Raw genomic sequence first — 23674 nt, 5'->3', positions numbered from 1 at the left:
AATCACGGTCTAGGAACCATTGCAGGCCACCATGGGTCCCCCGGGTGCGCGATCGTCGTCACCGGCAGCCGGGTTCCTGGCTGGATCCGGATATGGACCTCGCCGGTAACTGCTGACCTATTGCGCCACAAATCGACTACGACAGTCGACAGATCAGGCGCGTAGACATCCGTCGACTGAGGGTGGTGAACGAACGTGATCAGCGCGGGTTCGCCGACCGACCGAAGCGTCTCCCTCAGCCCCGTATCCGGGGTGTGCAGTTGCCAGAAGTAGGTGATTTCACCGCCCCAATACTCGAAGAAAGACCGGACGCCCTCTGGATCCGCCCCGATGGCTTGCAACGTGGTCAGCGCGCAGATCGCATCGTTTCGACCCCTTAACTGGTCTCGGGACGTCAAGACGCCGTTGTTCATGATTAGCTCAGCCTGGGCTCGCGTTATGAAACCAGCCCGGACCGCCGCCTCCACTTTGTCTGCCAACAGGGCAGAAGATGTGGCTCGCAGTCCATTCTCGCGGATATCGCGCACTTCGGCGGCGAGCAACCGGGAGCATTGGTGCACGAGAATGCCTCGCTCGGAAAGCTCATGATCGATCACGTTCGAGAGCGACTGAGGTACTTCGACTTCTCGACCTTCTGCACTACGACGCTGTGCCAACTGGATGCATTCATCGGCGAGCTCCTGCAGCACCGGAGGCCAACTGGCGAGATCGTCAAGAGCAAGTGGTTCTTCCACGCGGAAAGCATAGGACTGCATTCATCACAATGGTCGCGCCACACATGTCGTCATCCGATCAGCGATGGACAATCGAGCGCATGGACCGCCCGATCGATTTTTCGCGCCCACGTTGGATGCTCTGTGGACGCTGCACACGCCAGTGGATGGTCGACCTCGACTGGATCGATCGGTGGGAACAATCCCGAGAAAGCTGCCCGGACTGCGGTGTCACGTGCGAAACAGAAACTGGACCAAGGGTGACGGTCGCCCCCGACGATCCTGCCCTGCGCAACGCCGCAGAGCGTCTCCCTTGGTTTCACACCAGTACCCATCCGGACTGGCCCGCCGAGCATTTCGCCCCGGAAGAATCACTGAGTGCAGCGACCAAAGAGATGTTCGAACAGAACGGTTCGAGTGTCGCGAGCTGGGCCGAGAGGCAAAGAGCGAAAGCACTGCATATCGGTACGTATGAAGCGGCCGTTCACAACATGCTGCGTCGAATCAGCGACCAAGGCGACCGCGGGAAGCAGTTCTATCTTTACCGAGTTCGCCTCACAGCCGACATCACGCTGCGCGATAGCTGGATAGCAGATCCTGGCGGGTTGGTGGGCGATGTACCGCTGACCGACGTGTGTCCGCCCGGGGTCCTCGCTACGCGGTACCGCAACGACCACGAGGACCCGGGCGGACTCTCACTTGCCCTCGGACGTTCCGCAATTGCCTCGACCCAACGGATCTCGATCCCGGAAGCCGCCGATCGCGAGTGCGACCATCTCTGGGTTCAAACCGCAGTAGCTGAGCTCGAGAATGCGGTGCCTACGCGCCGCGCCAAAGCGCACGATCTGGTCGTCCCGCTTGCACAGCAACTACCGGTCAATCTTCGAAGGCAATTCTCGGCCGCCGTCGCGTTCGACGAAGATCAAGACACCGAAGAATGGGCCACGTACACCAATGCTCTCGTGAACATGGTTACTGCGCCCGAGCTGATCCTCGCTGCGCTCGATCAGCAGCCGATTCGGTGCCTCTGACTGGCACCAATCTGCGCCGCAGCAAGCAGGCACCACGGTCAGTCGTATTTCTGACAATCCGGATTCCCGGCCACCTCACGAGTTCAATGTTCTGTCGCACCGAACACTGAAGTTGCACAACGCCCGGGGAGGCAGCGCCGCCTTGCGTCAAACCCGGCGGGTCGCCGCTCCGAGGCACCACCAGCGTCAACATCTCTTGACGCTGCGATAACTGTGCTTTTCGCCGGCCTATCCAGTGGCAACACGGTGGATCGTCGTGCTGATGACGACCAGATGTGGTTACGTCGAAGGATGTTCAACGATGAGGGGCACACGGTTTCCGACGATGACGTCCTGGACCTGGTTCATGAAATGGGAGCAATAGTGGTGCGCCGCGGACCCGTCGAAAGTCTCGACATCGAGAGTTGGCGACGAAATCTTCGCGCACAGGCCAAGGCCCGTGGGTTCCGGATTCATGTCCGCAAGACCGATGACGACAAGTTCATCGTTTCCGACCCAAACCATGTTGTAGACCGGCAACGCATGCGCGCAGCGGTGCAGGCCATCTCAATTCCACCCGATCTGGGGCCGAAGCTCTGACACCTGACCCGTTCCTCGTTGCGCCGAGCACGACATCGCAGCGACCGGAAGCGCTGACGCAAAGTCGGCGCACTCTGAGCCCGCCATAAGCGACTGGCGATGGAGCCCATAAGCGCGGCGACCAAGTCACCGATGAACGGGAGCAGGCGCACACCGAAGCGATGAATTCAGCGAGATCACGGCATCCGTCAGGTTATCTTGACGAACTCGTGACCGCTTTTGCGCGGCACCGAAACGCGACTCGTTCAGCCAAGTCTTCACCTTGTCATCGAGGTGGCCATCGTATGAACTGCGCGAGAACCACCGCGTGTGCAGACACGCCGTAAACGACTGTCCCTGCGACGGTGGTGGTTCGGTGAACCGATCGGGGGAGTAGCAGTGGTACGCATCGCGACGTGGAATGTGGAGAACTTGTTTCTGCCCGGCGAGGACAGTGGACCGCGGTCGGACGCGGACTTCGACGCGAAAGCCGATGCTCTCGCCGCCGTCATCGACGTAATGAACCTCGATGTGCTTGCCGTCCAGGAGATCGGCAGCAGGGAGGCACTCGACCAGGTTCTGGGCCGCGTCGGAGAGGACTGGCATGTAGAGCTCGCAGACACAGACGGCCGCGGTATCGGAGTCGGAATCGCCTCGCGGACACCGCTCACCGACGTCCAACAGGTTGTCGATTTCCCGGACGCGCTGGCCCCGATTCAGGTCGACGACACAGACGACCGCATCCACCAGTTGGCTCGACCGGCCCTGCACGCCGTCGTCGATACCGACCTCGGACCGGTACACGTCCTCACCTGCCATCTGAAGTCGAAACTGCTCACCTTCCCCGGAGGCCGTTTCTCCCCACGCGACGAGCACGAACGCGCCCGCTTCGCCGCCTACGCGTTGTTCCGCCGCACCGCCGAAGCCGCCGCGATCCGCGACGCCGCCACCGACATCCTCGACAAGGGCGACAACACTCGGTTGGTGGTGTTGGGCGATCTCAATGACACCGCCGACGCGCAAACCACCCAGATCCTGCACGGACCACCGGGATCGGAGATCGGCACCACCGGATACGAGCGCCCCGACCAAGGCGACACACAACGCTTGTGGAACCTCGCTGCGCGGATCCCCGTCGACCAGCGTTACTCGCGTATCTACCGCGGCCGCCGCGAACTCATCGACCACATCTTTCTCTCCCACTCGTTGGTCGAGCGAGTCGATGACGGCGCGGTCACCACCGACGCTGCCGGCATTCCCGAGTCCATCGGCGACGATCCAGGTCGCCGCCGAGACAAACCAGCCTCCGACCACCGCCCGGTGCTAGCTGCCCTCTGAATCCACCGGTCGAAACCTCGGCCACGGGATGGGCCAATACGGTCACCACGGGTTGGGCGCCGAACTGCCTCGCAACCTGGCCCCTGGTCCGTACCCTCGACTGCGGCGCCGTACCGGTGCCAGGTATCCCGAGATTGTAGGAGGCGTTTCATGGCTGGAATTGCTGACAAGCTCGACAAGGCATACGAAGACAAGCCGCTCACCGAACTCGTCGACGCGCCCGTCGAGGCGCTCCAAGGCGTCAGTCCCGGCGACGCCGAGCACCTCAAAGCGGCGTTCAACATCAAGACCATCGGAGACCTCGGCCGCAACAAGTACTTCCTGTGGGCACTGGCCATCACGAAACTCGCCGAGTAACAACACTTCCCGATCTAAGCAGGAGCATGGACCCGGTTACCGGTCCATGCTCCTGCCGTGCGTGAAGTTCGCAGCGGCGATAGTTCGGCCCCTGTCCGCCGAACGCCCCCAGAGCCGACCTGCATGGCGCACCGATTCACGCTGCGCTCGGTACTCGGTATCGACGCCACGCACACAACGGTCATGGACCGGGGACCCAGTACCCACCGTCGGAGTCGAGGTTCGAGACGCACACCATGTCCAATCCCTCGGGTGAGACCGCGATCCCGCGCACCGACGGATCGCAGGCCGAGCTCTGGTCTGCGTACGCGATGATCGGCGCCGACTGCACCCACCGTGCGGTGCTCCGTCCGGCGTACGCGCACTTCATGAAAGTCCCGTCCGCCGCGGTCGCGTGATTGTCCACGGCAGGATCGCACGTCTGGTCGACGACCGGGAGGACTGGGACGGGCTCGTCCGGCACTCGGGTGGTCGTCGGGGCCGGCGGCAGCGTGGTCAGTGATGGAACGGTGAATACGGTTGGCGGAGGCGACATCGGTGTCGCGGGCAGGGAGTAGTCCTGGAAGGCAGTCGAGGCCGTCGAGTCCTCGGCGGTCAGGCCAGCCCCTAGGCCGTACACCACGATTGCCGCCAGCAGCGCTTCGATCACACCGAAGGCCAGACCAGCGATCGCCAACCCCCGGCCTCCCGGCCGCCAGAACACCAGAATGCCGAACACGATTGCTACCGGAAACAAGCCGAGCAGTGCTGCCACCAGCGCGATGACTGCGTAGGGTTGATCGGGCCACACCCAGTAGCCGTCTCCTTGCGCAGATCGACGGTCATCGGCGTACCACTTTCCATTTCACGGTTTCGGACTCATCCGGGACGGTAGGTGGCCGACCGAGTCCGACGGAAACTACCAGTAGGTAATCATCTGAACGAACGACACCCGGCACCATGAACTCGATGAGGCAATTCGGGACCGGCGATGCACCTGACCGTTGACGTCGGTGGGCGGCGGTAGCGTCTCAGTCGTGCAGCCGAGACCAACCGCACCGTCGGCGAGTGGGTACCGGTACGAGTGGTTACTGTTCGCCGACTGGTGCGCCGCCGCCGACCTCGCACCATTGCCGGCATCGCCGGTCACTCTTGCGGAGTTCCTCGGCGACAACCCGGCGAGTGATTCGGTGCAGATCCGGCGTGTCTCGGCGATCAACCGCGGCCACCTCGACGCCGACCATCCGCCGCCGGGACGGGCCACCTCTCTTCGTCTGGCTCTCGATTCTGCGCGGGCAGGCAGGACGCGACGGCGAGCCCGCCAGTACATGGCCTTGGCGGCCGCGCTCCCCACCGAAGGGTCGGCGGCAGCGTTGTTCGGGCGCCGAGACGCGGTTCTGCTCATGCTGTCCGGCGCGGGCCTGTCGCACCAGGCGATTGCGGCCCTCGACCGAAAAGACATCAGCGCCGACGGAGACAGTGTGTGGATCGGCGGTGCCCACCGGATCCGTATCAACGCTGATGAGGCGTCGGGCAGTAGTCCGGTTGAGATGTGGGAACGGTGGCGCATCGTCGTGCAGTTCTCCGATCGATATCCCTCGACCGCGTTGCTCGTAACTCATCTGCAGGCCAACACTTTTCCCGACATGACTGGCTTTCCCGACTGGCCTGGTCCGGTCGCGCTGCCGATCGACCGGTGGGGCCACCTGCCGTTCCCTGCAACCGCGATGACTGCGGCCGCGATCGGTGCGGTGCTCGACGCTCACCGCACCGGGATACCACCGCAACATGTTCCTCCGCGCCGACACTCGCCGAGGTCACGCGAGTGCGAGGACATGAACCCGAGTGCGACTGCGCCGGAACAGATCTCGGCCCCGTTGAGCGCGGAGTACTACAGCGTCGGCGTCGACGCACGCCGCCGCGCCCACACCGCGCTGGCCGATGTGCCCGATCTCGTCGACGACGTCGAAGACCGCATCGAAGTACTGCTGCAGCGCACCCTCGATCTGCTCGGCGACGACACCGAACTCTGACGTGGCGTGCAGTCGGGTTCGTCAGGAACTCCTGACGAACCGGACCTGACATATAACCGACTTATCGGCGGGGCTTGTCTTCATCGCATCTCGACCATTTGGTAACTACCCCTACCAAGATCGTTGGAGAAAGGGCAGGCCCCATCCACTTTCACTTCACGTGCGATTGATTACCTCGACGGGAGGAGCACCGCGCTGACGGGCGTAAGGCCGGACTCTTCCGTGCTTCTGCACGCGTGCGGTCGACGGCGTCGATGTCCGCGTTGATGGTGCGGCGGAGCTTTCTGAACGCAAATGCCGAGAACGGAAGGCTGGCTGCGAGCGCGATGAACAGCACCGCGGGCAAGGGGATCGCCAGATCCGCCGCGGCCCTGACAGCTAGGACGATGCCTGCGGTGGCGCACACCAACAGCAGTCGAGCGCCGTTGTAGGCCAAGACGTGGAAGACCAACAGCCCTTTGATGGTGGCGGGTTTGCGGAACAACGGCATCGGTTCGGGGCGACCTCTCGTGGGGATGAGCTACTGTCGAATGTAAATACTATGCTTCATAGTATTTACAAGGAGGAGTGGATGCGTAAGACGAGGCCGACCCGGGGCCGTACTGGTGCTAGGACGCCGCACCGCGGGGTTCCTGGAGGTAGCCGAGTGCCATGGTCGATCGTAGGCGCCACTTTCGTGATAGTGCTGCTCATAGGCTTGATCGGATTCAATCTGACCCCACGCATCATCGACCGCAACCAGGCGCAGCGGTTCGCACCGACCGCCGAGGATCCAGATCCTGCGCAGGGGATCGAAGGGGTAGTCGAGATCGAGTACGCGGCAGCGCGACATGTCGCGGCTACACAGCGGGTTGCGTACGACAAAAGTCCGCCCTTCGGTGGACCCCATGATTCGACGTGGGCAACGTGCACGGGCATCGTCTATCCCGTTGCCTTGCGCAACGAGAACGCGGTTCATGCACTCGAACACGGAGCGGTATGGGTGACGTACGACCCCAATCGAGTATCAGCAGAGGACATCGATGCACTCAGCTCTCGCGTCGAAGGCAAGTCGTACATGTTCATGTCTCCCTATCCCGACCTGCGAGTGCCGATCACTCTTCAATCATGGGGGCACACACTCGAACTCGACTCCTCGGCTGACCCACGAATCACTCAGTTCATTGCCGCGTTGCGGCAGAACCCGTCTACCCACCCTGAGAACGGTGCGAGTTGCTCGACCATCTCAGGTGCGTTCGATCCCGACAATCCACCGCCGTTCGACGCGACCGAGCCCGGTCCCGATGCGATTCCACTCGACGATCCCGTCCCCGATCCTGCCCCACCGATCGACGGAGGCGCCCGATGACCGCCGATTATCACGCGGTGACACTGAGTCCCACCCACGAACCCCGCCGTAGTCGGCTTCTCGTTGCTCTGGTCGGCGTCGCTTTGGTTCTGGCGGGGGTCCTGTTCGGCGTCTTGGCGTCACCGGTTGGGCCCGGCGCCGATCCTCCTGCGGAGGATTCTCTCGAAGTTGGTTTCGCACAGGATATGTCGGTGCATCACAATCAGGCGATCGAAATGTCTGCCATGGCGTTGGATCGATCTTCCGACCCGATTGTGCGCACCCTCGCATACGACGTCCTGACCTCGCAGCAGAGCCAGGTCGGCATGATGCAAGGGTGGTTGGCACTGTGGGGCAGGCCGCCAGTGGCGAACACACCTCCGATGTTGTGGATGGCCGCCGGCAGTTCGATGGCCGGTCACACGATGTCGACGGACATGGATGGGCAACCAGCGATGTCGATGCCAGGAATGGCGAGCACACCGGAACTCCAAGCTCTCAGACGCATGGACGGAGAAGGATTCGACGGTAGGTATCTTCAACTTCTCCGTCGCCATCATCAGGGCGGGATTCCGATGGCGACATTCGGCGCAGCAAATTCGACGGAGCCTGCCGTGGCATCTCTGGCGCTGACGATCGCCTCGACGCAGGCCGCGGAGATCGATCAGATCGACATGTTGATGGCCTCTCACGGGGTCGCGCCGCTCCCCGAGAACTAGGCCCCGACACCGTCGCCTCCGGCACCGGCGTCCGATAGGCAGCACCACACAGTCCCGCCACGAAAGGTCCGACATGCCCCTCTCCGAATTATCATCATCGAGCGCCGCCGACGCCGAAAAGCGCTCGCACAGACCGAGATCTGGTTCGATCGTCGCCGTGGTCATTGCAGCGGCGTTCACGTTCACACCGACGGCCACTGCGGCTCCTCCGAACGCAGACACCGCGACGGTCGACAGAACGGCAGTCGATGCTGTCGGGCGATTGATACGCCTTGCCGATCGCGCGGCCCAAGTGGGCACCGACCCGATCGCATTGTCCGAACTGACGAACTTCGCGTCAGCGAGCGTGGAAGCAGCGCGCACCAACGGACTCGTCGGCGACGCTTCGGCCCCGGTTGAGGAGACACTGCGTTGCGTCGTCAACATGCTCGCTACAGGAGCCGCGGGCGGGTCGGCGCAGGCAATCTCGTGTCTGACCCCGTTGACCAGGATGGACCCACTTCTGGGGCTGCGGGTCCTGTCCTCGCTACAGGTCGACCTCCTGGACCCCGCCCTGCCGCATGCGCCGGATCGAGGCCCCGATGAGACATCGACATCCGATTCGACTGCAGGCGAACCGGATTCGCTCGATTCCCGCACCACGCAGCCCTCGCCCGAGATCGACGCACCGGCGCCGGCCCCGCGCACGGACATCGAGGCACCCCCTGTACCTGACCCAACGCGATCAGCGACAGCCGCCGCGCCCAGTAGCGGAATCGTTACGTCGAGTTTCGGGTCGCGTGCGGGCGCACAGCACGGCGGTGTCGACATCGCCAATGCCCTGGGCGCCCCTATCGTCGCGGCGGCCGACGGCACCGTGATCAGCGCCGGCCCGGCGCAGGGATTCGGGCTGTGGGTTCAGATTCGGCACGACGACGGATCGATCACCACATATGGGCACAACGACGGCAACTCGGTGACCGTCGGTCAGCGAGTGGTTAAGGGCCAGCAGATTGCGCAGGTGGGCAACCGCGGCAATTCGACCGGACCCCACCTGCACTTCGAGTCGACCTCGCCCGGTGGGCAGAAGGTCGACCCGGAGTCGTGGCTCCGGGACCGGGGCGCCCAGATCGGCGCTGGTCGGCTCGCGCAATAGCGCGAGGGTCTGCATTCGGAGACGAACCGACACCGGCCGCCGATAGTGGCTAACGGTGCCGGTGGGTGTCGGTGCCGATGGTCTTCAAGAACTCGTTGTATGCATTGAGTTCGCTGTAGCCGTCCTCTTCCGCCTGGCGATCCGCGAGAGCGGACTGATCTTTCTCGTCGCGGTTCCACTGGATGCAGAAGAGCAGGACGACGAGCAGTGCAACCGGTTCCCCATACGACCAGGCGAGAGCTCCGGCGAGTTTCTGATCGTCGACCGGGTCCACACCCCATTCCGGCGGCGGGAAGGCGAAGGTCGACAGCATCGGTGTACTCGTCATCATCAAGATGACCCCGAAGAAGACGTGCAGCGGCATTTCGACGAAAAGGTCGAACATGCGACCCAGGTTCGTCTGGCGGACCGGCAGTGGCCCGACCGCGAGGACCGGGATGATGAAGAGCAGCCCGCTGGCGAAGAAGAAGACCTCCATCGACACATGACCGATCACGGTCACGGCCAGAGCATCGAAGATCGACGACAGATACAGTCCGTAATAGCTGAACAGGAACAGCGGGATCGTCACCCCTGGGTGCAGTGCGATCCTGCCGGCGGGACTGCGCAAACCGATCAGTGCCGCCACCAGGATCCAGCGTCCACACCCATGATGCGCAGTGGCGCGCAACAGCATCCGCCCGGGTGAGCCCAAGACCAGTAGCGGTGGGATCGTCATCGACAACGTCAGGTGCTGGAACATGAAGACGCTGAACATGCTGTAGCCGTAGCGCTCGACCTGCAATCCTGTGACCAGTACGAGAAACAGGCAACCGAGAAGGAAGCTTGCACTGCGCCACGGTGACCAGTAGATGCCCTTCTTTCGGACTCGGTGCAATCCCCAGCAGTACAACGCTGCCATGAACATGCCGGTGATCGGCAGAACAGGCAGCGGGGGCACATCCCAACTCAGCAGCGCCGAAAGGGTGGGCGGTGCTGTCGGTGTGTCGACTACTGCGAGGATCATCACCGCAGCGTCACTGCTTGTTCTTTGCTCGGAACACCAGGGCCAAGGCGATGGCACCCAGCAGTAGGACGGCGATGGCGACGATGGACAACAACATCATCGTGTTCTGTTTCGGTGGGCGTTCGCCTTCGCTGGCGGCGGGGTCGGCCGGGTCGTACGCGGGCGCAGCGGACGGCGTCGCGGACGTGCTGTTCGCACCAGAGGATTCGGCTGCTGCGACGTTGGACTCGGCCGGAGTCGTTGCGGCGACGTCGACCGAAAATGTGTACGACCCCGAGATGGGGTGCCCGTCGGCCGATGTCACGCGATACCCCACGGTGTAGTCGCCGTTGGGAAGTCCGTCTTTGACCGAAACGGTGACGTCGGGCCCGTCGACGGTTGTCGATCCTTGAGACCATTGCTGTTCGTCCGGGCCGACCAGGCTGATGGTGGCGAAGGATTCGTTGATGTTCTGGTTGAACACCAATCCGACTCCGATCGGTGCGAATTCGAGGGTGACGTCGGCGGGTGGATCGGAGCTGACCAACTCACTGTGCGCCGCCGCCGGGGTAGCGCCGAGCAGCGCGGCGCCGCAGATCGTTGCGACGATCAAGAACAGTCGTTTCACGTGTAATGCTTTCTGTCTCGGGTGTTACGAACGGTAGGCGAGCTACATCAGCGGATCGAGCTCGGCGGGTCGGAATCGTCTTTTCCTGCAATGGATTCAGTGATCACTTCCGACGGTGCTATCGAGTCCGGGTGGGGTCCGCCCACGTGCTGCTCGGCCCGTATTCTCTCCACCATGTGTGGGTAATGAAGTTCGAACGCAGGTCGCTCGGACCGAATTCGAGGAATTTCGACGAAGTTGTGCCGCGGCGGCGGGCAGCTTGTCGCCCATTCCAGTGAGTTGCCGAAGCCCCACGGATCATCGACGGTGACCACTTCACCGTAGCGGTAGCTCTTGAACACGTTCCATATGAACGGGAGCGTCGACGCTCCGAGGATGAACGAGCCGACGGTGGAAATCTGATTCAGGGTCGTGAAGCCGTCGGAGGGGATGTAGTCGGCATAACGCCGAGGCATACCTTGCGCACCGAGCCAGTGCTGGACGAGGAATGTCGCATGGAATCCGAGAAAGGTGAGCCAGAAGTGCCATTTGCCAAGTCGCTCGTCGAGAAGCCGCCCGGTCATCTTCGGGAACCAGAAGTAGATGCCTGCGTAGGTGGCGAACACGACGGTGCCGAAGACGACGTAGTGGAAGTGGGCGACGACGAAGTAGGTGTCGGTGACGTTGAAGTCGATCGGGGGGCTCGCCAGCAACACGCCGGAGAGTCCGCCGAAGACGAAGGTGATGAGGAAGCCGATGGAGAAGAGCATCGGCGATTCGAGGGTGACCTGTCCGCGCCACATGGTGCCGATCCAGTTGAAGATCTTCACTCCTGTCGGAACGGCGATCAGAAAGGTCATGAAGGAGAAGAACGGTAGGAGCACTGCTCCGGTGGCATACATGTGGTGTGCCCACACTGCGATGGACAGTGCTGCGATGCCGAGGGTGGCGTAGATCAGGCCTTTGTAGCCGAAGATCGGTTTACGGCTGAAGACGGGGAAGATTTCCGAGACGATGCCGAAGAACGGGAGCGCGATGATGTAGACCTCGGGGTGGCCGAAGAACCAGAACAGGTGCTGCCACAGTAGTGCTCCGCCGTTCGCGGGATCGAAGATGTGTGTGCCGAGCTTGCGGTCGGCGAGCAGCCCGAACAGGGCGGCCGTCAACAGCGGGAACGCCAGCAGGATCAGGATGGAGGTCACCAGAATGTTCCAGGTGAAGACCGGCATCCGGAACATGGTCATGCCCGGGGCACGCAGGCACACGATCGTGGTGATCATGTTGACCCCGCCCAGTATCGTGCCGAGTCCGGCGACGAGCAGGCCGACGATCCACAGGTCCGCACCGACACCTGGGGAGTAGACGGCGCTGCTCAGCGGCGTGTAGGCGGTCCAGCCGAAGTCCGCCGCGCCACCGGGAGTGATGAACCCTGCGGTCGTGACCAGAGCGCCACTGAGGTAGAGCCAGTAGCTGAAGGCATTGAGCCGCGGAAAGGCGACATCGGGTGCACCGATCTGCAGCGGCAGTATGTAGTTGCCGAATCCGAAGACGATCGGCGTCGCGTAGAGCAACAACATGATCGTGCCGTGCATGGTGAACAGCTGGTTGTACTGCTCGTTGGACAGGAACTGCATGCCAGGAACTGCGAGTTCGGACCGCATCAGCAATGCCATCAGTCCGCCGACGAGGAAGAAGCCGAACGAGGTCACCAGATACATCAACCCGATGACCTTCGGGTCGGTGGTGGTGATCACCGTGTAGAAGAACGCACCCTTGCGTGCTCGACGCGGAGGGTAGGGCCGTACCGCTGGCGCAGCGGGAGGGGACGTCAGCGCCGTCATGGAAACCACCTTCTGTCGAACGCGAAAAGGAACGCGCTCGCCAGAGTAACCTAAATACTATGCAGCATAGTATTTAGGGGTCAGGTCTGAAATGTGATGCACGCCAGCGCGGATACGGCGCTGAGTGCAACCACGGACAAGGCCGCGGGTGCGAGCAACGGAAGCGTCGCGATCGCCGTGAAGGCGCCGGCGCGTTGCCGAGCTCCAGGCGCCGACGCCCCCTCCAACTGCCGCAGTCGTTCGGAGGTCGATTCACTGAAGACACCCAGTGCCCAGTCGGGTCGTGGGGAGTCGGAGCCGGATCCGCAGACCCTAGACAGGGCCGCGCTCACCGCCTCAGGGCTGGTTCCTTCGGCTGCAGCGCGGTCGGCGGCGAGTTCGACGAGCATGCGCACCGCCGACGGTGCGGCGGCGAACAGTGGAACGCGCGGGAATGCTGCGGCCAGGATTTCGCAGATCGTGACGATGCGGTGGTGTCGTCCCCGCAGGTGCGCGCGCTCGTGCAGTAGGACTGCCCGTTGCTGTTCGGAGTCGAGACGCTCGGCCAATCCGGCGGTGGCCACGATGTATCCGGGTCGTCCGTCGATGCTGTACGCCAGGGGCAAAGGATGATCGAGCCACATCACAGGATCCGGACCGGTCTCCCGACGGGCCACTATCGCCAGGACGTCCAGGTGTTGGTTGCGCACCTGTGACCGGGTTCTGATCTGCCTGCGGGCTAGACGCGTCAACCGTACGGTTGCACTGACGAACACTGCTGCGGCGGCGAGGGCGGCGGTTTCTCCCACCCAGGGTTGAACGGCATGTTGCAGTGAGCCCAGGCACCGAACAGCGAGTTCGACAAAACCTTCTGCGGGAGCGTGGTCGGGCCATATCAGCACCACAACCGCCGAACCGAGCAGAAAGAACACCCCTGCTACGGTTCCGATCCACGCAGACAGTGCAAGCACCGGAGAAACGGTCCGAGTGAGTGATCCGAGCCATCGTGGCCCGGTGAGAGCGGACAGCACGGCCGCGAGCAGCAACGCCAGCGCGACGATCATCGGTCGGTGTCCGGGAGGCTACCGCGCAGGGCTTGGAGTTCGTCGTCGGTGACCGTCTTGGCGAAATGCATCAGCACTGCGGCGGAGTCGTGGCTGGTGTCGAGGATCTCGCGCAATGCCTGTGAGGTGGCTTCCGCACGTGTCTGCGCGGGTGAGTACATATAGGCGCGCGAGACCTTGGTGCGCTCGACCCATCCCTTCTCGTGGAGATGGGTCACCACAGTCAAGATGGTCGTGTACGCGAACTGTCGATCGGCCATGTGCGCGAGCAGATTGTGGACCGACTGCGGCTCGGTGCACGCCCACAACACGTTCATCACTTCCGCTTCGAGGTCGCCGAGCCTCTTCATCGCTGGATTTCTCTTTTCGTCATCAGGTGACATCGACACCACGGGCCGAAAGCCACGCCTTCGGGTCCGATTTGGCCCCGTCGGCCTGCCACACCTCGTAGTGCAGATGTGGGCCGGTGGATTGACCGCGGTTTCCTACCGTAGCAATCAGGTCGCCCGCTTTCACACGTTGACCGGCGGTGACCAGGGTTTCATTGATATGACCGTAGACGCCGATGGTGCCGTCGTCCTGTCTGACTCGGATCCACAATCCGAACCCCTGCGCCGGTCCCGACTCGATGACTTCACCGTCTGTCACCGACACGATCGGGGTGCCGATCGTATTGGCGATGTCGAGACCGTAGTGGGTCGTGCCCCATCGCGCCCCGTAGTTCGACGTCAGGGTCCCCGACACCGGAACCAAGGTCAGTGGGCGGCGCGCCTCGGCGTCGCGTGCCGCCCGCTCGATCTCTCTCGCCCTGCCTTCGGCCAGTTGCTCTGTGAGTTGCTGGGCAAGCTTGCCGACGTCGAGATCGGGCACCTGCAAGATCTGGGCCGGTTCCACCACTGGGGCACTGGCCTGGGGCAGGCCGGCGGACGGTTGGTCTGTGCTCGATGCGCTCAGGGCCACATGCTCGGTCGATGCGTTCTGCGAGCTGGCGGCCGCGGACAGGAACGCACCGACCGCTACGGATGCAGCGACGGCGCGTCCTCCTGGCTTGGGGACTCGGCGCCGATGGGCACCGTTTCGGCGCACTCGGCCATGCCCCTCAGCGCGGCCGTGCCCCTCGATGCGGCGGTGCCCGGCTGCTGGCGCTCGTCGAGACTCCGGATAGCCGTTTCCGGCCCTGGGCGGGTCCCCATCCTGCTCGTCGACCCACGCATCGCATCGTTCGAGCGCGACCTCGACTGGTGTAACCGTCTGCGAGGGGGCGACCGGGGATACGAACCGGGATGGGACGAACTGAGCAGAAGGCAGCGCGACATTGTGCGGTTCGGCGGACTGAGTCCACCGGTGGACAGCGAGCGAGTGCTCGTCGTCGTCGATGATGTCGGTTTTGCGGTGTCGGGCCAAAAGATCAAGTCCTCGGTTGCTCTCGCGACTCGTAAGCCCGCGAGATATAACGAATTGGTGACGATCAATGGACAGGCTACTACTATTCGGCATAGTTTTTCATCAAGGATCTCGCGACGGGGGAATCGGCGCTGTTCAGACGCCATGTTTCGCGGTCGTGGAGAGACGTAGCAGTGGAGGGTCCGCGCGAGTCAGCCGTTACCCGGTCGAGACGAAAGGTCGTCCAGCATCGAGTTGTAGGCGTCGAGTTCGTCGTCACCGGCGTCGTCGATGGCTTGGTCTCGCCGCCGTGCTGCGTTCTCGTCAGCTGCGGACCAGCGCACCGCCGCGAGGACGGCGGCAGCCAACAGAGGGAGTTCGCCGATGCCCCATGCAAGGTTGCCCGCGAGTCGTTGATCGGCGAGTAGATCGGAGTTCCAGTCCAGTCGTAGACCGCTGTAGAAGGTGCCGCCCAGCGCTGTCTCGATGTCGATGAGCGAGACCAGGAAGAACGCGAAGCCTGCCAAGGCGAGGATGCTGGACAACAGCTTGGACAGCCCGGAGATCGGCCGGGGCGTGGGATCGAGCCCGATGGTGCCCCAGAAGAACATTAGGCCCACGATCAGGAACCACGCTTTCATCGCTGCGTGTGCCACATGTGAATCAGCGACGAAATCGAACACTCCGCCCGAATACAGCAGATAGAAGCTCCCCAGTAGCATCGCTGCACCGATCCATGGATTGAGCAATAACGCGGTCGTTCGACTGTGGAACGCTGCTGACAGCCATCGTCGAAGTCCGGGAGCAGCGTCGGGTGATGCTGCCGGCAGGATCGATGCCACCAGCGTGATCGGGCGCCCGATCACCAGTAGCAGCGGTGTCGCGATCGCCACTGCGGTCAGTCCGGCCATGTGCACGCTGAACATCGCCGGACTGTAGAGGCCGACGCCGGACGATGTGGCGATCAACAGCACCGCGGTCCCCGCGAGCCAGCTGGCGGTCCATCGTCGTCGCCATGTCAGCCCTGCTGCGCGGCGGCGACGGAGTGCGATCAGGTACAGCGTTGCCAGCAGGATTGCGGCCGAGCCGAACAGTAGATCGAATCGCCATTCGAAAGCCAGGCGTGCTGCGGTGGGCGGGCCGTCGAGCACGAATCCGAGTGCTTCCTCATGGGCTTGGGGTAGTTCGGTCGACTCAGGGGCGGGCGGGGGAGTGCGCCCCAGAGCGACAGCGAGGCCGATCGTGGTGACCAACACGAGCGCCTCGATCAGAGACAAGGTGATGAGGGGCTTTCGGTTGGCTGGGTCGAGGGCGAGTGCGCCGACCGTGTTTCGGCGTTGACGCCACCCCAGGACGCCCACGACGGTCAGGGCGGCAACCTTGGCGAGTACCAGGATTCCGTAGGTGGACTCCCACAGCGAGTCCAGCGGCACCCGGACGGCGGCGTTGATCACTCCGGATGCGGCCATGGTCACGAACGCGATCAGTGCGATCGTGGAGTAGCGGCGAGTGGCGAGTGCGAGGTGCCCTCCGCCGCGCAAAGCGTGCCCCAGTAGCGCGAGTAGTCCACCCGCCCATAGAGCTGCCGCGAGAATGTGCAGGATCAACGAGTTGGTGGCGATGTCGTGATTACCGCCGGTCGAAGAATGGCCGCTCACAGCTCGGGGCATCAGCGCGAACAACGACATGGCGAGCAGAGCTGGAGTCCATTTGTGCCGCAACGCTATCGCGCATCCGGTCGCGGTTGCTGCCCCGATCAAGGAGGTGAACATCCAAGCGGTCGCGACATCGACGTCGCCGATGGCACGCAGAAACTGCAGCGGCTCGCCGGCGATCGCCCCTACCGGCTGACCGGAGGCATCCGAGAGTGTCAACGGAACCAGAAGCGCCGCGCAGACCGCCCACACCGCGGAGGCTTTCGCTGCAGTGCGCACGGCGACGTAGCCGTCGATGTCGAGCACTCCAGATCCCTGCGGCGGAACGAGAAACGCCGCCAGCAGCAAGGATCCCACTGCCACAACGGCCGATGTTTCCCCGAGTGCCGTCAGCGCCGGAATCCCGAACGTCGTCAAGGCCCCGGGATCGGGGATTCCCAACAGAACCAAGGCCTGCGAGGTCGACAGTGCCGCGAGTAGTGCCGCGACGATCCCGGCGATAGCAGCGCACAACAGGAGCACCTGGGCTCCGGTGCGTCGATTCACAGCACCGCGGCGCTCCTGGGCATCGGTGGACATGTAGGGGACCTCTCATGGTCGGGCGGTGACGCAGGCGGGTGCGCCTGCTCGGTTGACCCACCGGGAAATACTACGCAGCATAGTTGACACGACCGGGCGGTTCGGAAAGTATTGCGCACACGGTTAGTTGCATATATGCGCATATCGCAATATGTTGAGTCGAACAGATCCGAAAGGGGCGATCATGGGGCACGGACATGGGCACGGCCACGGTATCGACGCGAACTCGGCGGCGAGCGCCTCCGGCAGACATCTAGGACGATTGTGGATTGCAGTCGGCCTGGGGGCGGTCACTCTCGTGACGCAGGTCGTGGTGGGCTTGTACACGTCCTCGTTGGCGTTGCTGTCGGACTCCGCGCATGTGTTCACCGATGTGTTCGGAATTTTGATGGCAATCGTGGCGATCAAGCTCGCACAACGGAGAACAACCCGTTCCGATCGCACATTCGGCCTGTACCGAGCCGAGGTGTTCGCAGCACTGTTCAACGCCCTGCTTCTGTTCGGTGTGGCGGGTTGGATTCTCTTCGAAGCCGCACAGCGTATTTCGGACCCGCCCGAGGTCCCTGGTGTGCCGGTGATGATCGTCGCGGTGCTCGGTCTTGCGATGAACGTCATCGCGTTCATGCTGCTGCGCAGCGGCGCGCAGGAAAGCCTCAACGTTCGGGGCGCCTATCTCGAGGTCATGGCCGACATGCTCGGCTCGATCGGAGTGCTGATCAGTGGCCTGGTGACCGTGGTGTTCGGCTGGCGGTACGCGGACCCCGTGATCGCCGTCGCGATCGGGTTGTTCGTCCTGCCTCGTGCATTCAGTCTGGGCCGCCACGCGGTGCGCATACTTCTACAACACGCCCCTGCCGGCATCGATGTCACTGCAGTGGAGAACGCGCTGAGCGGCGTCGACGGTGTCGACGAGGTGCACGATCTCCACATCTGGACACTGACGTCCGGAATGGAGGTCGCATCGGCGCATCTGACCATCACCCCTGGTGCGCAATCGCCGAGCGTGCTCGCTACGGCGCAGCGAATTCTGGGCGAGGACTACGGACTCGAGCACGCGACCTTGCAAGTGGAGCCCGCCGACGGGGAAGGCCGCTGCCGGGAGATGAACTGGTAGTCGGCAGCTCCCCGGCGACGCCGGTTCATTCGCCGCCGCCGGGAGCTGCCGACTCGCCGGAACGGGGCTCGGGTTCGGGCCCGGCACGAGGGTGTGTGAGCAGCGATGTCACGATCAAGGCCGCAACACCGCAGGTGATGTAGACATCGGGCAGGTTGAACGTCGGCCACCAGCCGGTATGAAAGTAGTCCGTGACCGCTCCGTTGACGAGACGGTCGATCACATTGGACACGGCACCGGCCAGGATCGAACCGAGCGCAATCATCGTCACCGGTCCGGCCTCCCGGGCGGCGCGCCAGGCGTACACCGCCAGCCCTGCCGTGATCGAACCGGTCACGGCAGCAACGACCCAGAGCGGCAAGGCGTTGCCCAATCCGAAGGCCACCCCGCTGTTGAACGTCAGCCGCAGCTGCAGTGGTCCCAGTTCGGCCGGAGTGCCGGGAAGGATCCGCCGGGCCCACGAGCCCGCACCGAGGGAGAGCACCACCAAGATAGCGACGAGTGCCGCGGCCGACAGGCGTAGCCGCGCGGCGGAGTGATGTTTCATCGGCCCTCGTTTCGGTTGTGCATCAGAGAGATTCGACTGATGTCGACATTGCCGTTGCCGCTGGCACCAGGACACGTCAAATACTATGCGTCATAGTAGTTCATGTACGGTGGGGCTTCCGCGGCGAACGATGATGTCAGGAAGCGTTGATGACGGTTACACCCGATGCGGGACCGATCGGACCATCACCGTGCGGTGACCACGATCCGGAGCCGCCTCGTCGCGAACATTCCAGGCGCGGATTCGGTATCGGGATCCGGCTTGCCGCAGCCACCTCGGCGGGGTTGGGGTTGTACGCCAGCTTCCCTCCGATCGGAGTGTGGATTCTCGCCCCAGTGGCAATCGCGATGTTCGTGGCGGCCGTGCGTGGACAATCCGCCCGCGCGGGCGCGTGCTACGGCATGATCATGGGCCTAGCACTGTTCCTACCCCTGCTCCCGTGGGTGGGGGAGTACGTCGGCGAAGCGCCGTGGTTGGCACTGGCCACCATCCAGGCGCTGTTCGTGGCAATCTTCGGGGCGACGGTGGATCGGTTGTCCCGCTTGCGTTTCGGATTCGTCTGGATCGCATGTGCATGGGTTGCCATGGAGGCCATTCGATCTCGCATTCCGTTCGGCGGATTCCCCTGGGGAAGAATCGCATTCGGTCAAGCAGATGGCCCCCTTCTTCCCCTCGCCTCACTGGTCGGTGCTCCTGGTCTGTCCTTCGTCGTCGTCATGATGGGCAGCGCGATGGCCTTGTTCGTCGTCTCCGGTCGCGGTCGGCGTGCGGCGCACCTGGGATCGGCCGTCGCCGTCGGGGCGGCGACCGTAGCGGCACCGTACTTCGCTCCAGCCGCGCACGAGCGGATCACAGTCGCCTCGATCCAGGGCAACGTGCCCCGGTCGGGTCTCGATTTCAACAGCCAACGGCGGGCTGTGCTCGACAATCACGTACAGCGCACGATCGAGCTCGCCGCCGAGGTTCGGTCCGGCCGGGTGGACCAACCGGATCTGGTCATCTGGCCGGAAAATTCCTCCGATATCGATCCGCTACGTAATCTCGACGCAGCGCAACGGATCGATGAGGCAGCACAGGCGATCGGGGTTCCGATCCTCGTCGGGGCGGTACTGCAGCAGGACGACGGCACGTCCCGGAATACGTCCATCGTATGGGACCCGGCGACCGGGTCCGGGCAGGAGCACGACAAACGCCAGCTCGTACCATTCGGGGAGTATCTGCCGCTACGCCCCCTTGTCACTGCTCTCGCTCCGTTCGCCGCCCAGGCGGGAAACTTCATCCCCGGTGACGGCAACGGTGTCGTCGACCTCGCCGGTGTCCGGCTCGCCGTCGCGACCTGCTACGAGGTCGCCTTCGATCCACTGCTCACCGAGTCCGTTCGCGCCGGAGCAAGCCTGATCGCGGTGCCCACCAACAACGCCACGTTCGGCCGCACCAACATGACCTATCAACAGCTCGCGATGTCACGGGTGCGTGCCGTCGAACACGGCCGCGCCGTCGTCGTCGCGGCCACCAGCGGCGTCAGCGCCGTCATCGACGCGCGTGGGTCGATCTCGGGCGAGACGGAACTGTTCACCTCGGCGGCAGTGGTCACATCGGTCGCTCTCGGTACGGGGCTCACCCCCGCCACTGTCGCCGGGGACCTCCCGCAGTGGATCGCGGCCGCGAGTGCTTTTCTTGCGCTCGGCTATTCGCTACGAAGGACACCGACTCCAGCTCCGATCCGCAGATCAACTACTATGCAGCGTAGTAGTTGAGATGGCATCGGAAGGTGTGACAGTGGACGAAGGCTCGGGCCCGCCCCGACAGCGACGCTCTCGCGCAGTCGTTGCTCTGCTTCGTAATCGTTGGCGACAACTGACCTCGATGCACACAGCCTTGGTTCTGCTGTTCCTGCTTGCGCTCGCCGCAATCCCGGGGGCCTTACTGCCGCAGCGCAATCTCAACACGCAAGCCGTCGACTCCTATATCGCCGCACGGCCGGTCCTCGGACCGCTGATGGACACCGTGGAACTGTTCGACGTGTTCGGCAGCTTCTGGTTCACCGCCATCTACGTTCTACTGTTCGTCTCACTCATCGGGTGCCTCACGCCACGGATGTTCGAACACGCGAAAGCGCTTCGTGCACAACCGGTTCGAGCTCCACGGAATCTGGCCAGGCTTCCGCTGTATCAGGCCGGCGACCTTGCCGGCGGACCACCGGACGTCGTCGCCGGCATCCGGACCCACTTGAAAGGCTGGAGAACGGCCGTTCGGTCCGAACCCGACGGAATCGTCACGCTGTCCGCAGAGAAGGGGTACGCCCGGGAGGCGGGGAATCTGCTCTTTCACTTCTCGCTCATCGGACTCCTCGCAGCCATCGCCATCGGAAAGCTCGTCGGTTACGAAGGTTCGGTCATCGTCATCGCCGACAACGGCCCAGGCTTCTGCAACACCTCTCCTGCGGTGTACGACTCCTTCCGAACCGGAAACAGCACAGACGGAACCGGTCTCGAGCCGTTCTGCATCCGGGTCAAGGACTTCACAGCCGACTACCTCGACAACGGACAAGCATCGATGTTCACCTCGAACATCTCCTATCAGTCTGCCGACGACATCGCCACCGACACCTGGAGAGACTTCGAACTCAAGGTCAACGAGCCCCTGCGACTGGGCAACGAACGCGTCTACCTCACCGGCCATGGATACGCGCCCGAATTCACGGTCACGTTCCCCGACGGGCAGAGCCGCACGGAGGCCCTACAATTCCGGCCCGACGACGCCACCACCTTCCTCAGCAGCGGGGCGTTGCGCATCGACCCACCCGGTGGCACGTATGCCACGGCCGATGAACGACGGCGGGGACAGATCGCCATCGAAGGACTCTTCGCGCCCACCGCCCAGTTCAACGGAACCCTGCTCTCGTCACGGTTCCCCGAACTGTTCGACCCTGCAGTCGCGGTCGACATCTACAAGGGCGACACAGGCCTGGACACCGGGTTCCCCCAATCGATCTTCTCGTTGAACAAGGAGATGATCAATCAGGGCCGGCTGGTCAAGCAGGACCGCGTCAACTTGCGGCCCGGTGAATCGACAACACTCAGCGATGGCACCAATGTTCGATTCGACGGCGCCAAGGAATTCGCGAACCTTCAGGTCGGATACGACCCCGCACAGCCTTGGGTGCTCGTCTTCGCCGTCACGATGATGACCGGCTTACTGATCTCGCTGGTGATCAAGCGCCGCCGAGTCTTCTTCCGCGTGCGATCTGCGGGCGAGCGGACATCTGCCGTCGAGATGGGCGGTCTTGCGCGGACCGACCACGCCGGCTGGGGACCCGAATTCGACACGTTGCATGCGCGAATTCTGATGGCCGACAACCGGCATACGACCACCGACAGAGAAACGGAGCCGCTCGATGCCCATCGATGACACTCTCGCCCGCTGGAGCGATGTCTCCTTCGAGACCGCGTTCGTGGTCTACCTCCTCGCCGCCATCCTGTTCATCGCGCAGCTCGCGACCACCCGGACGGCGGTGACTCGCGACAGCGAGGCCGCAACGAGGGAGTTGGTCACCGCCGCGACATCGTCGACACCGGGGTTGGTGGTCGCCGCCCCGCGCAGAGCAGCGTCCGAACGACTCGAGCGCATGGGTCTGGGGCTGGTGATAATCGCATTGATTCTGCATGTCGGATCGATCGTGCTGCGCGGCGTCGCCACTGGTCGGCCGCCCTGGGGGAACATGTACGAATTCGTCTCCGTCACATGCGCGGCCGGAATTCTGGTCGGACTCGTCGTCTTGCGCTCGAAGCACCTGCGCACGCTGTGGCTGTTCGTTCTCGTTCCTACTCTGATTCTGTTGTTCGTCGCCGGAACCGTGCTGTACGCGAATGCGGCGCCGGTGGTGCCGGCGTTGCAGTCGTACTGGCTGCCGGTGCACGTGTCGATCATCTCGCTCGGTAGTGGAGTATTTCTCATCTCCGGTGCCGCGAGCGTGTTGTTCTTGATCCGAATTCGACTGTCCGACGATGGCCCTGCCGACAGCAGGATGCGCCGATTCGCCGCACGGTTGCCCACCGCGCGGGCGCTCGACCGACTGGCCTATCAGACAACGATTTTCGCGTTTCCACTGTTCGGGATGGGTGTCATTCTCGGCGCGATCTGGGCCGAGGCCGCCTGGGGACGGTTCTGGGGGTGGGATCCGAAGGAAACGGTCTCGTTCATCACCTGGATCGTCTACGCCGCGTACCTGCACGCCCGGGCCACCAGTGGATGGCGCGATACCCGAGCGGCGTGGATCAACATCGTCGGATTCGTGGCGATGCTGTTCAACCTGTTCATAATCAACATGGTCGTCTCCGGACTTCACTCCTACGCAGGACTCAACTGATGCCGATGCCACTCACCGGCCGCCCGGATGCACCACCGCGGCGAGATCGGGGGGTATCGGCATCGGCACGGTCAATCCGGCATCGACCCGCCCGGTGTTACCGACCGGGTACCGTTTGGACCACGATCCCGGTGCTGCCACCACGATCCGGATCAATTGTCCCCACGACTCACGTCGATCATGCTCTCGCACAGCGACTGTCAGCATCGCGGCATGATTCTTGGTGTGCAGCCAGGCGTACGGCTGCGACAGTATGTGCGCACGTTCGAGGTGATGCCATCGATCGGTGTTCGTCGACGCGGTCGCTGCAGCCTTCATTTCGAGGGCATAAAGCGTGCGCGCTATCTCGTTCGCAGTCATG

24 protein-coding genes are annotated in these 23674 nt (G+C 63.3%); 12 read left to right on the top strand and 12 right to left on the bottom strand.

Features of this window, described 5'->3' with window-relative positions:
• Positions 1 to 2: 2 nt before the first annotated feature.
• On the bottom strand, positions 3 to 734 hold the full coding sequence (locus tag DK926_RS19775) for a hypothetical protein (protein ID WP_125833433.1): 732 nt from the start codon (positions 732 to 734) through the stop codon (positions 3 to 5).
• Between the two features lie 80 nt (positions 735 to 814).
• Here DK926_RS19775 and DK926_RS19770 point away from each other — a divergent pair, with 80 nt between their 5' ends.
• The 4 genes from DK926_RS19770 to DK926_RS19755 all read left to right on the top strand — a co-directional run bounded on the left by DK926_RS19770 (position 815) and on the right by DK926_RS19755 (position 3997).
• Entirely contained in the window at positions 815 to 1744 is a 930-nt protein-coding gene (locus DK926_RS19770) for a hypothetical protein (RefSeq protein ID WP_114331842.1), read from the top strand.
• 291 nt (positions 1745 to 2035) lie between these two features.
• Positions 2036 to 2323, top strand: coding sequence for a hypothetical protein (locus DK926_RS19765; protein WP_114331841.1), 288 nt, complete (start codon positions 2036 to 2038; stop codon positions 2321 to 2323).
• A 309-nt stretch (positions 2324 to 2632) separates the two neighbouring features.
• A complete protein-coding gene (locus tag DK926_RS19760) occupies positions 2633 to 3640 on the top strand; it encodes an endonuclease/exonuclease/phosphatase family protein (RefSeq protein ID WP_207890870.1) in 1008 nt (335 codons plus the stop codon).
• Between the two features lie 150 nt (positions 3641 to 3790).
• Positions 3791 to 3997, top strand: coding sequence for a hypothetical protein (locus DK926_RS19755; protein WP_114331839.1), 207 nt, complete (start codon positions 3791 to 3793; stop codon positions 3995 to 3997).
• 181 nt (positions 3998 to 4178) lie between these two features.
• Here DK926_RS19755 and DK926_RS19750 read toward each other — a convergent pair whose 3' ends face one another.
• Complete coding sequence (locus tag DK926_RS19750) at positions 4179 to 4787, bottom strand: DUF4190 domain-containing protein (protein ID WP_114331838.1); 609 nt, start codon at positions 4785 to 4787, stop codon at positions 4179 to 4181.
• Positions 4788 to 5013: 226 nt separating this feature from the next.
• Here DK926_RS19750 and DK926_RS19745 point away from each other — a divergent pair, with 226 nt between their 5' ends.
• The gene (locus DK926_RS19745) at positions 5014 to 6009 is read left to right on the top strand and encodes a hypothetical protein (RefSeq protein ID WP_114331869.1); all 996 of its coding nucleotides are present in this window, start codon (positions 5014 to 5016) and stop codon (positions 6007 to 6009) included.
• A gap of 151 nt (positions 6010 to 6160) precedes the next feature.
• Here DK926_RS19745 and DK926_RS19740 read toward each other — a convergent pair whose 3' ends face one another.
• Positions 6161 to 6499: a DUF4229 domain-containing protein gene (locus tag DK926_RS19740; protein ID WP_114331837.1), complete on the bottom strand. Its 339-nt coding sequence runs from the start codon at positions 6497 to 6499 to the stop codon at positions 6161 to 6163.
• A 156-nt stretch (positions 6500 to 6655) separates the two neighbouring features.
• On the opposite strand from DK926_RS19740, the gene DK926_RS19735 reads away from it, so the two are divergent.
• The 3 genes from DK926_RS19735 to DK926_RS19725 all read left to right on the top strand — a co-directional run bounded on the left by DK926_RS19735 (position 6656) and on the right by DK926_RS19725 (position 9190).
• On the top strand, positions 6656 to 7357 hold the full coding sequence (locus DK926_RS19735) for a DUF3105 domain-containing protein (protein WP_243636913.1): 702 nt from the start codon (positions 6656 to 6658) through the stop codon (positions 7355 to 7357).
• On the top strand, positions 7354 to 8055 hold the full coding sequence (locus tag DK926_RS19730) for a DUF305 domain-containing protein (RefSeq protein ID WP_114331836.1): 702 nt from the start codon (positions 7354 to 7356) through the stop codon (positions 8053 to 8055). Before DK926_RS19735 ends, DK926_RS19730 begins: the two co-directional genes overlap by 4 nt.
• A 157-nt stretch (positions 8056 to 8212) precedes the next feature.
• Positions 8213 to 9190: a peptidoglycan DD-metalloendopeptidase family protein gene (locus DK926_RS19725; protein ID WP_243636912.1), complete on the top strand. Its 978-nt coding sequence runs from the start codon at positions 8213 to 8215 to the stop codon at positions 9188 to 9190.
• Between the two features lie 49 nt (positions 9191 to 9239).
• On the opposite strand, the gene DK926_RS19720 is transcribed toward DK926_RS19725, so the two are convergent.
• From DK926_RS19720 to DK926_RS19690, 7 genes are all read right to left on the bottom strand, one after another.
• Positions 9240 to 10196, bottom strand: a complete 957-nt coding sequence (locus DK926_RS19720) for a cytochrome c oxidase assembly protein (protein WP_114331835.1) — start codon at positions 10194 to 10196, stop codon at positions 9240 to 9242.
• A 10-nt stretch (positions 10197 to 10206) separates the two neighbouring features.
• Positions 10207 to 10803, bottom strand: coding sequence for a copper resistance CopC family protein (locus DK926_RS19715; protein WP_114331834.1), 597 nt, complete (start codon positions 10801 to 10803; stop codon positions 10207 to 10209).
• A gap of 47 nt (positions 10804 to 10850) precedes the next feature.
• Positions 10851 to 12623 carry a cytochrome c oxidase subunit I gene (ctaD, locus tag DK926_RS19710; protein ID WP_114331833.1) on the bottom strand — a complete coding sequence of 591 codons (1773 nt, stop codon included), beginning with the start codon at positions 12621 to 12623 and terminating at the stop codon, positions 10851 to 10853.
• 80 nt (positions 12624 to 12703) lie between these two features.
• Positions 12704 to 13666: a M56 family metallopeptidase gene (locus tag DK926_RS19705; protein ID WP_114331832.1), complete on the bottom strand. Its 963-nt coding sequence runs from the start codon at positions 13664 to 13666 to the stop codon at positions 12704 to 12706.
• Positions 13663 to 14016 carry a BlaI/MecI/CopY family transcriptional regulator gene (locus DK926_RS19700; RefSeq protein ID WP_114331831.1) on the bottom strand — a complete coding sequence of 118 codons (354 nt, stop codon included), beginning with the start codon at positions 14014 to 14016 and terminating at the stop codon, positions 13663 to 13665. Before DK926_RS19700 ends, DK926_RS19705 begins: the two co-directional genes overlap by 4 nt.
• 22 nt (positions 14017 to 14038) lie before the next feature.
• Positions 14039 to 14536: a M23 family metallopeptidase gene (locus DK926_RS27095; protein ID WP_243636911.1), complete on the bottom strand. Its 498-nt coding sequence runs from the start codon at positions 14534 to 14536 to the stop codon at positions 14039 to 14041.
• A gap of 725 nt (positions 14537 to 15261) precedes the next feature.
• Entirely contained in the window at positions 15262 to 17283 is a 2022-nt protein-coding gene (locus DK926_RS19690) for a cytochrome c oxidase assembly protein (protein ID WP_114331829.1), read from the bottom strand.
• 184 nt (positions 17284 to 17467) lie between these two features.
• Here DK926_RS19690 and DK926_RS19685 point away from each other — a divergent pair, with 184 nt between their 5' ends.
• Positions 17468 to 18397, top strand: coding sequence for a cation diffusion facilitator family transporter (locus tag DK926_RS19685; RefSeq protein WP_114331828.1), 930 nt, complete (start codon positions 17468 to 17470; stop codon positions 18395 to 18397).
• A gap of 25 nt (positions 18398 to 18422) precedes the next feature.
• Here DK926_RS19685 and lspA read toward each other — a convergent pair whose 3' ends face one another.
• Complete coding sequence (gene lspA / locus DK926_RS19680; protein ID WP_114331827.1) at positions 18423 to 18944, bottom strand: signal peptidase II; 522 nt, start codon at positions 18942 to 18944, stop codon at positions 18423 to 18425.
• A 149-nt stretch (positions 18945 to 19093) separates the two neighbouring features.
• On the opposite strand from lspA, the gene lnt reads away from it, so the two are divergent.
• From lnt to ccsB, 3 genes are all read left to right on the top strand, one after another.
• The gene (lnt, locus tag DK926_RS19675; protein WP_114331826.1) at positions 19094 to 20701 is read left to right on the top strand and encodes an apolipoprotein N-acyltransferase; all 1608 of its coding nucleotides are present in this window, start codon (positions 19094 to 19096) and stop codon (positions 20699 to 20701) included.
• 109 nt (positions 20702 to 20810) lie between these two features.
• Positions 20811 to 22355 carry a cytochrome c biogenesis protein ResB gene (locus tag DK926_RS19670; protein ID WP_114331825.1) on the top strand — a complete coding sequence of 515 codons (1545 nt, stop codon included), beginning with the start codon at positions 20811 to 20813 and terminating at the stop codon, positions 22353 to 22355.
• Complete coding sequence (ccsB, locus tag DK926_RS19665) at positions 22342 to 23313, top strand: c-type cytochrome biogenesis protein CcsB (RefSeq protein WP_114331824.1); 972 nt, start codon at positions 22342 to 22344, stop codon at positions 23311 to 23313. Before DK926_RS19670 ends, ccsB begins: the two co-directional genes overlap by 14 nt.
• Before the next feature lie 12 nt (positions 23314 to 23325).
• Here ccsB and DK926_RS19660 read toward each other — a convergent pair whose 3' ends face one another.
• The gene (locus tag DK926_RS19660) at positions 23326 to 23673 is read right to left on the bottom strand and encodes a DUF3703 domain-containing protein (protein WP_114331823.1); all 348 of its coding nucleotides are present in this window, start codon (positions 23671 to 23673) and stop codon (positions 23326 to 23328) included.
• Between the last annotated feature and the right edge of the window lies 1 nt (position 23674).

Source organism: Rhodococcus sp. Eu-32, from assembly GCF_003336925.1.
GTDB classification, from domain to species: domain Bacteria; phylum Actinomycetota; class Actinomycetes; order Mycobacteriales; family Mycobacteriaceae; genus Rhodococcoides; species Rhodococcoides kyotonensis_B.
The sequence above is the reverse complement of the archived record's forward strand: the minus strand, read 5'-3'. Positions and strand labels throughout refer to the sequence as shown.

Excerpts from the sequence above, each read along its gene's own strand:
- ccsB (WP_114331824.1), top strand. The coding sequence starts at position 22,342 with ATGCCCATCGATGACACTCTCGCCCGCTGGAGCGATGTCTCCTTCGAG.
- lnt (WP_114331826.1), top strand. The coding sequence starts at position 19,094 with ATGACGGTTACACCCGATGCGGGACCGATCGGACCATCACCGTGCGGT.
- DK926_RS19660 (WP_114331823.1), bottom strand. The coding sequence starts at position 23,673 with ATGACTGCGAACGAGATAGCGCGCACGCTTTATGCCCTCGAAATGAAG.
- DK926_RS19730 (WP_114331836.1), top strand. The coding sequence starts at position 7,354 with ATGACCGCCGATTATCACGCGGTGACACTGAGTCCCACCCACGAACCC.
- ctaD (WP_114331833.1), bottom strand. The coding sequence starts at position 12,623 with ATGACGGCGCTGACGTCCCCTCCCGCTGCGCCAGCGGTACGGCCCTAC.
- DK926_RS19670 (WP_114331825.1), top strand. The coding sequence starts at position 20,811 with ATGCACACAGCCTTGGTTCTGCTGTTCCTGCTTGCGCTCGCCGCAATC.
- DK926_RS19720 (WP_114331835.1), bottom strand. The coding sequence starts at position 10,196 with ATGATCCTCGCAGTAGTCGACACACCGACAGCACCGCCCACCCTTTCG.
- DK926_RS19685 (WP_114331828.1), top strand. The coding sequence starts at position 17,468 with ATGGGGCACGGACATGGGCACGGCCACGGTATCGACGCGAACTCGGCG.
- DK926_RS19740 (WP_114331837.1), bottom strand. The coding sequence starts at position 6,499 with ATGCCGTTGTTCCGCAAACCCGCCACCATCAAAGGGCTGTTGGTCTTC.
- DK926_RS19755 (WP_114331839.1), top strand. The coding sequence starts at position 3,791 with ATGGCTGGAATTGCTGACAAGCTCGACAAGGCATACGAAGACAAGCCG.
- DK926_RS19700 (WP_114331831.1), bottom strand. The coding sequence starts at position 14,016 with ATGAAGAGGCTCGGCGACCTCGAAGCGGAAGTGATGAACGTGTTGTGG.
- DK926_RS19765 (WP_114331841.1), top strand. The coding sequence starts at position 2,036 with ATGTTCAACGATGAGGGGCACACGGTTTCCGACGATGACGTCCTGGAC.
- DK926_RS19705 (WP_114331832.1), bottom strand. The coding sequence starts at position 13,666 with ATGATCGTCGCGCTGGCGTTGCTGCTCGCGGCCGTGCTGTCCGCTCTC.
- DK926_RS19770 (WP_114331842.1), top strand. The coding sequence starts at position 815 with ATGGACCGCCCGATCGATTTTTCGCGCCCACGTTGGATGCTCTGTGGA.
- lspA (WP_114331827.1), bottom strand. The coding sequence starts at position 18,944 with ATGAAACATCACTCCGCCGCGCGGCTACGCCTGTCGGCCGCGGCACTC.
- DK926_RS19690 (WP_114331829.1), bottom strand. The coding sequence starts at position 17,283 with ATGTCCACCGATGCCCAGGAGCGCCGCGGTGCTGTGAATCGACGCACC.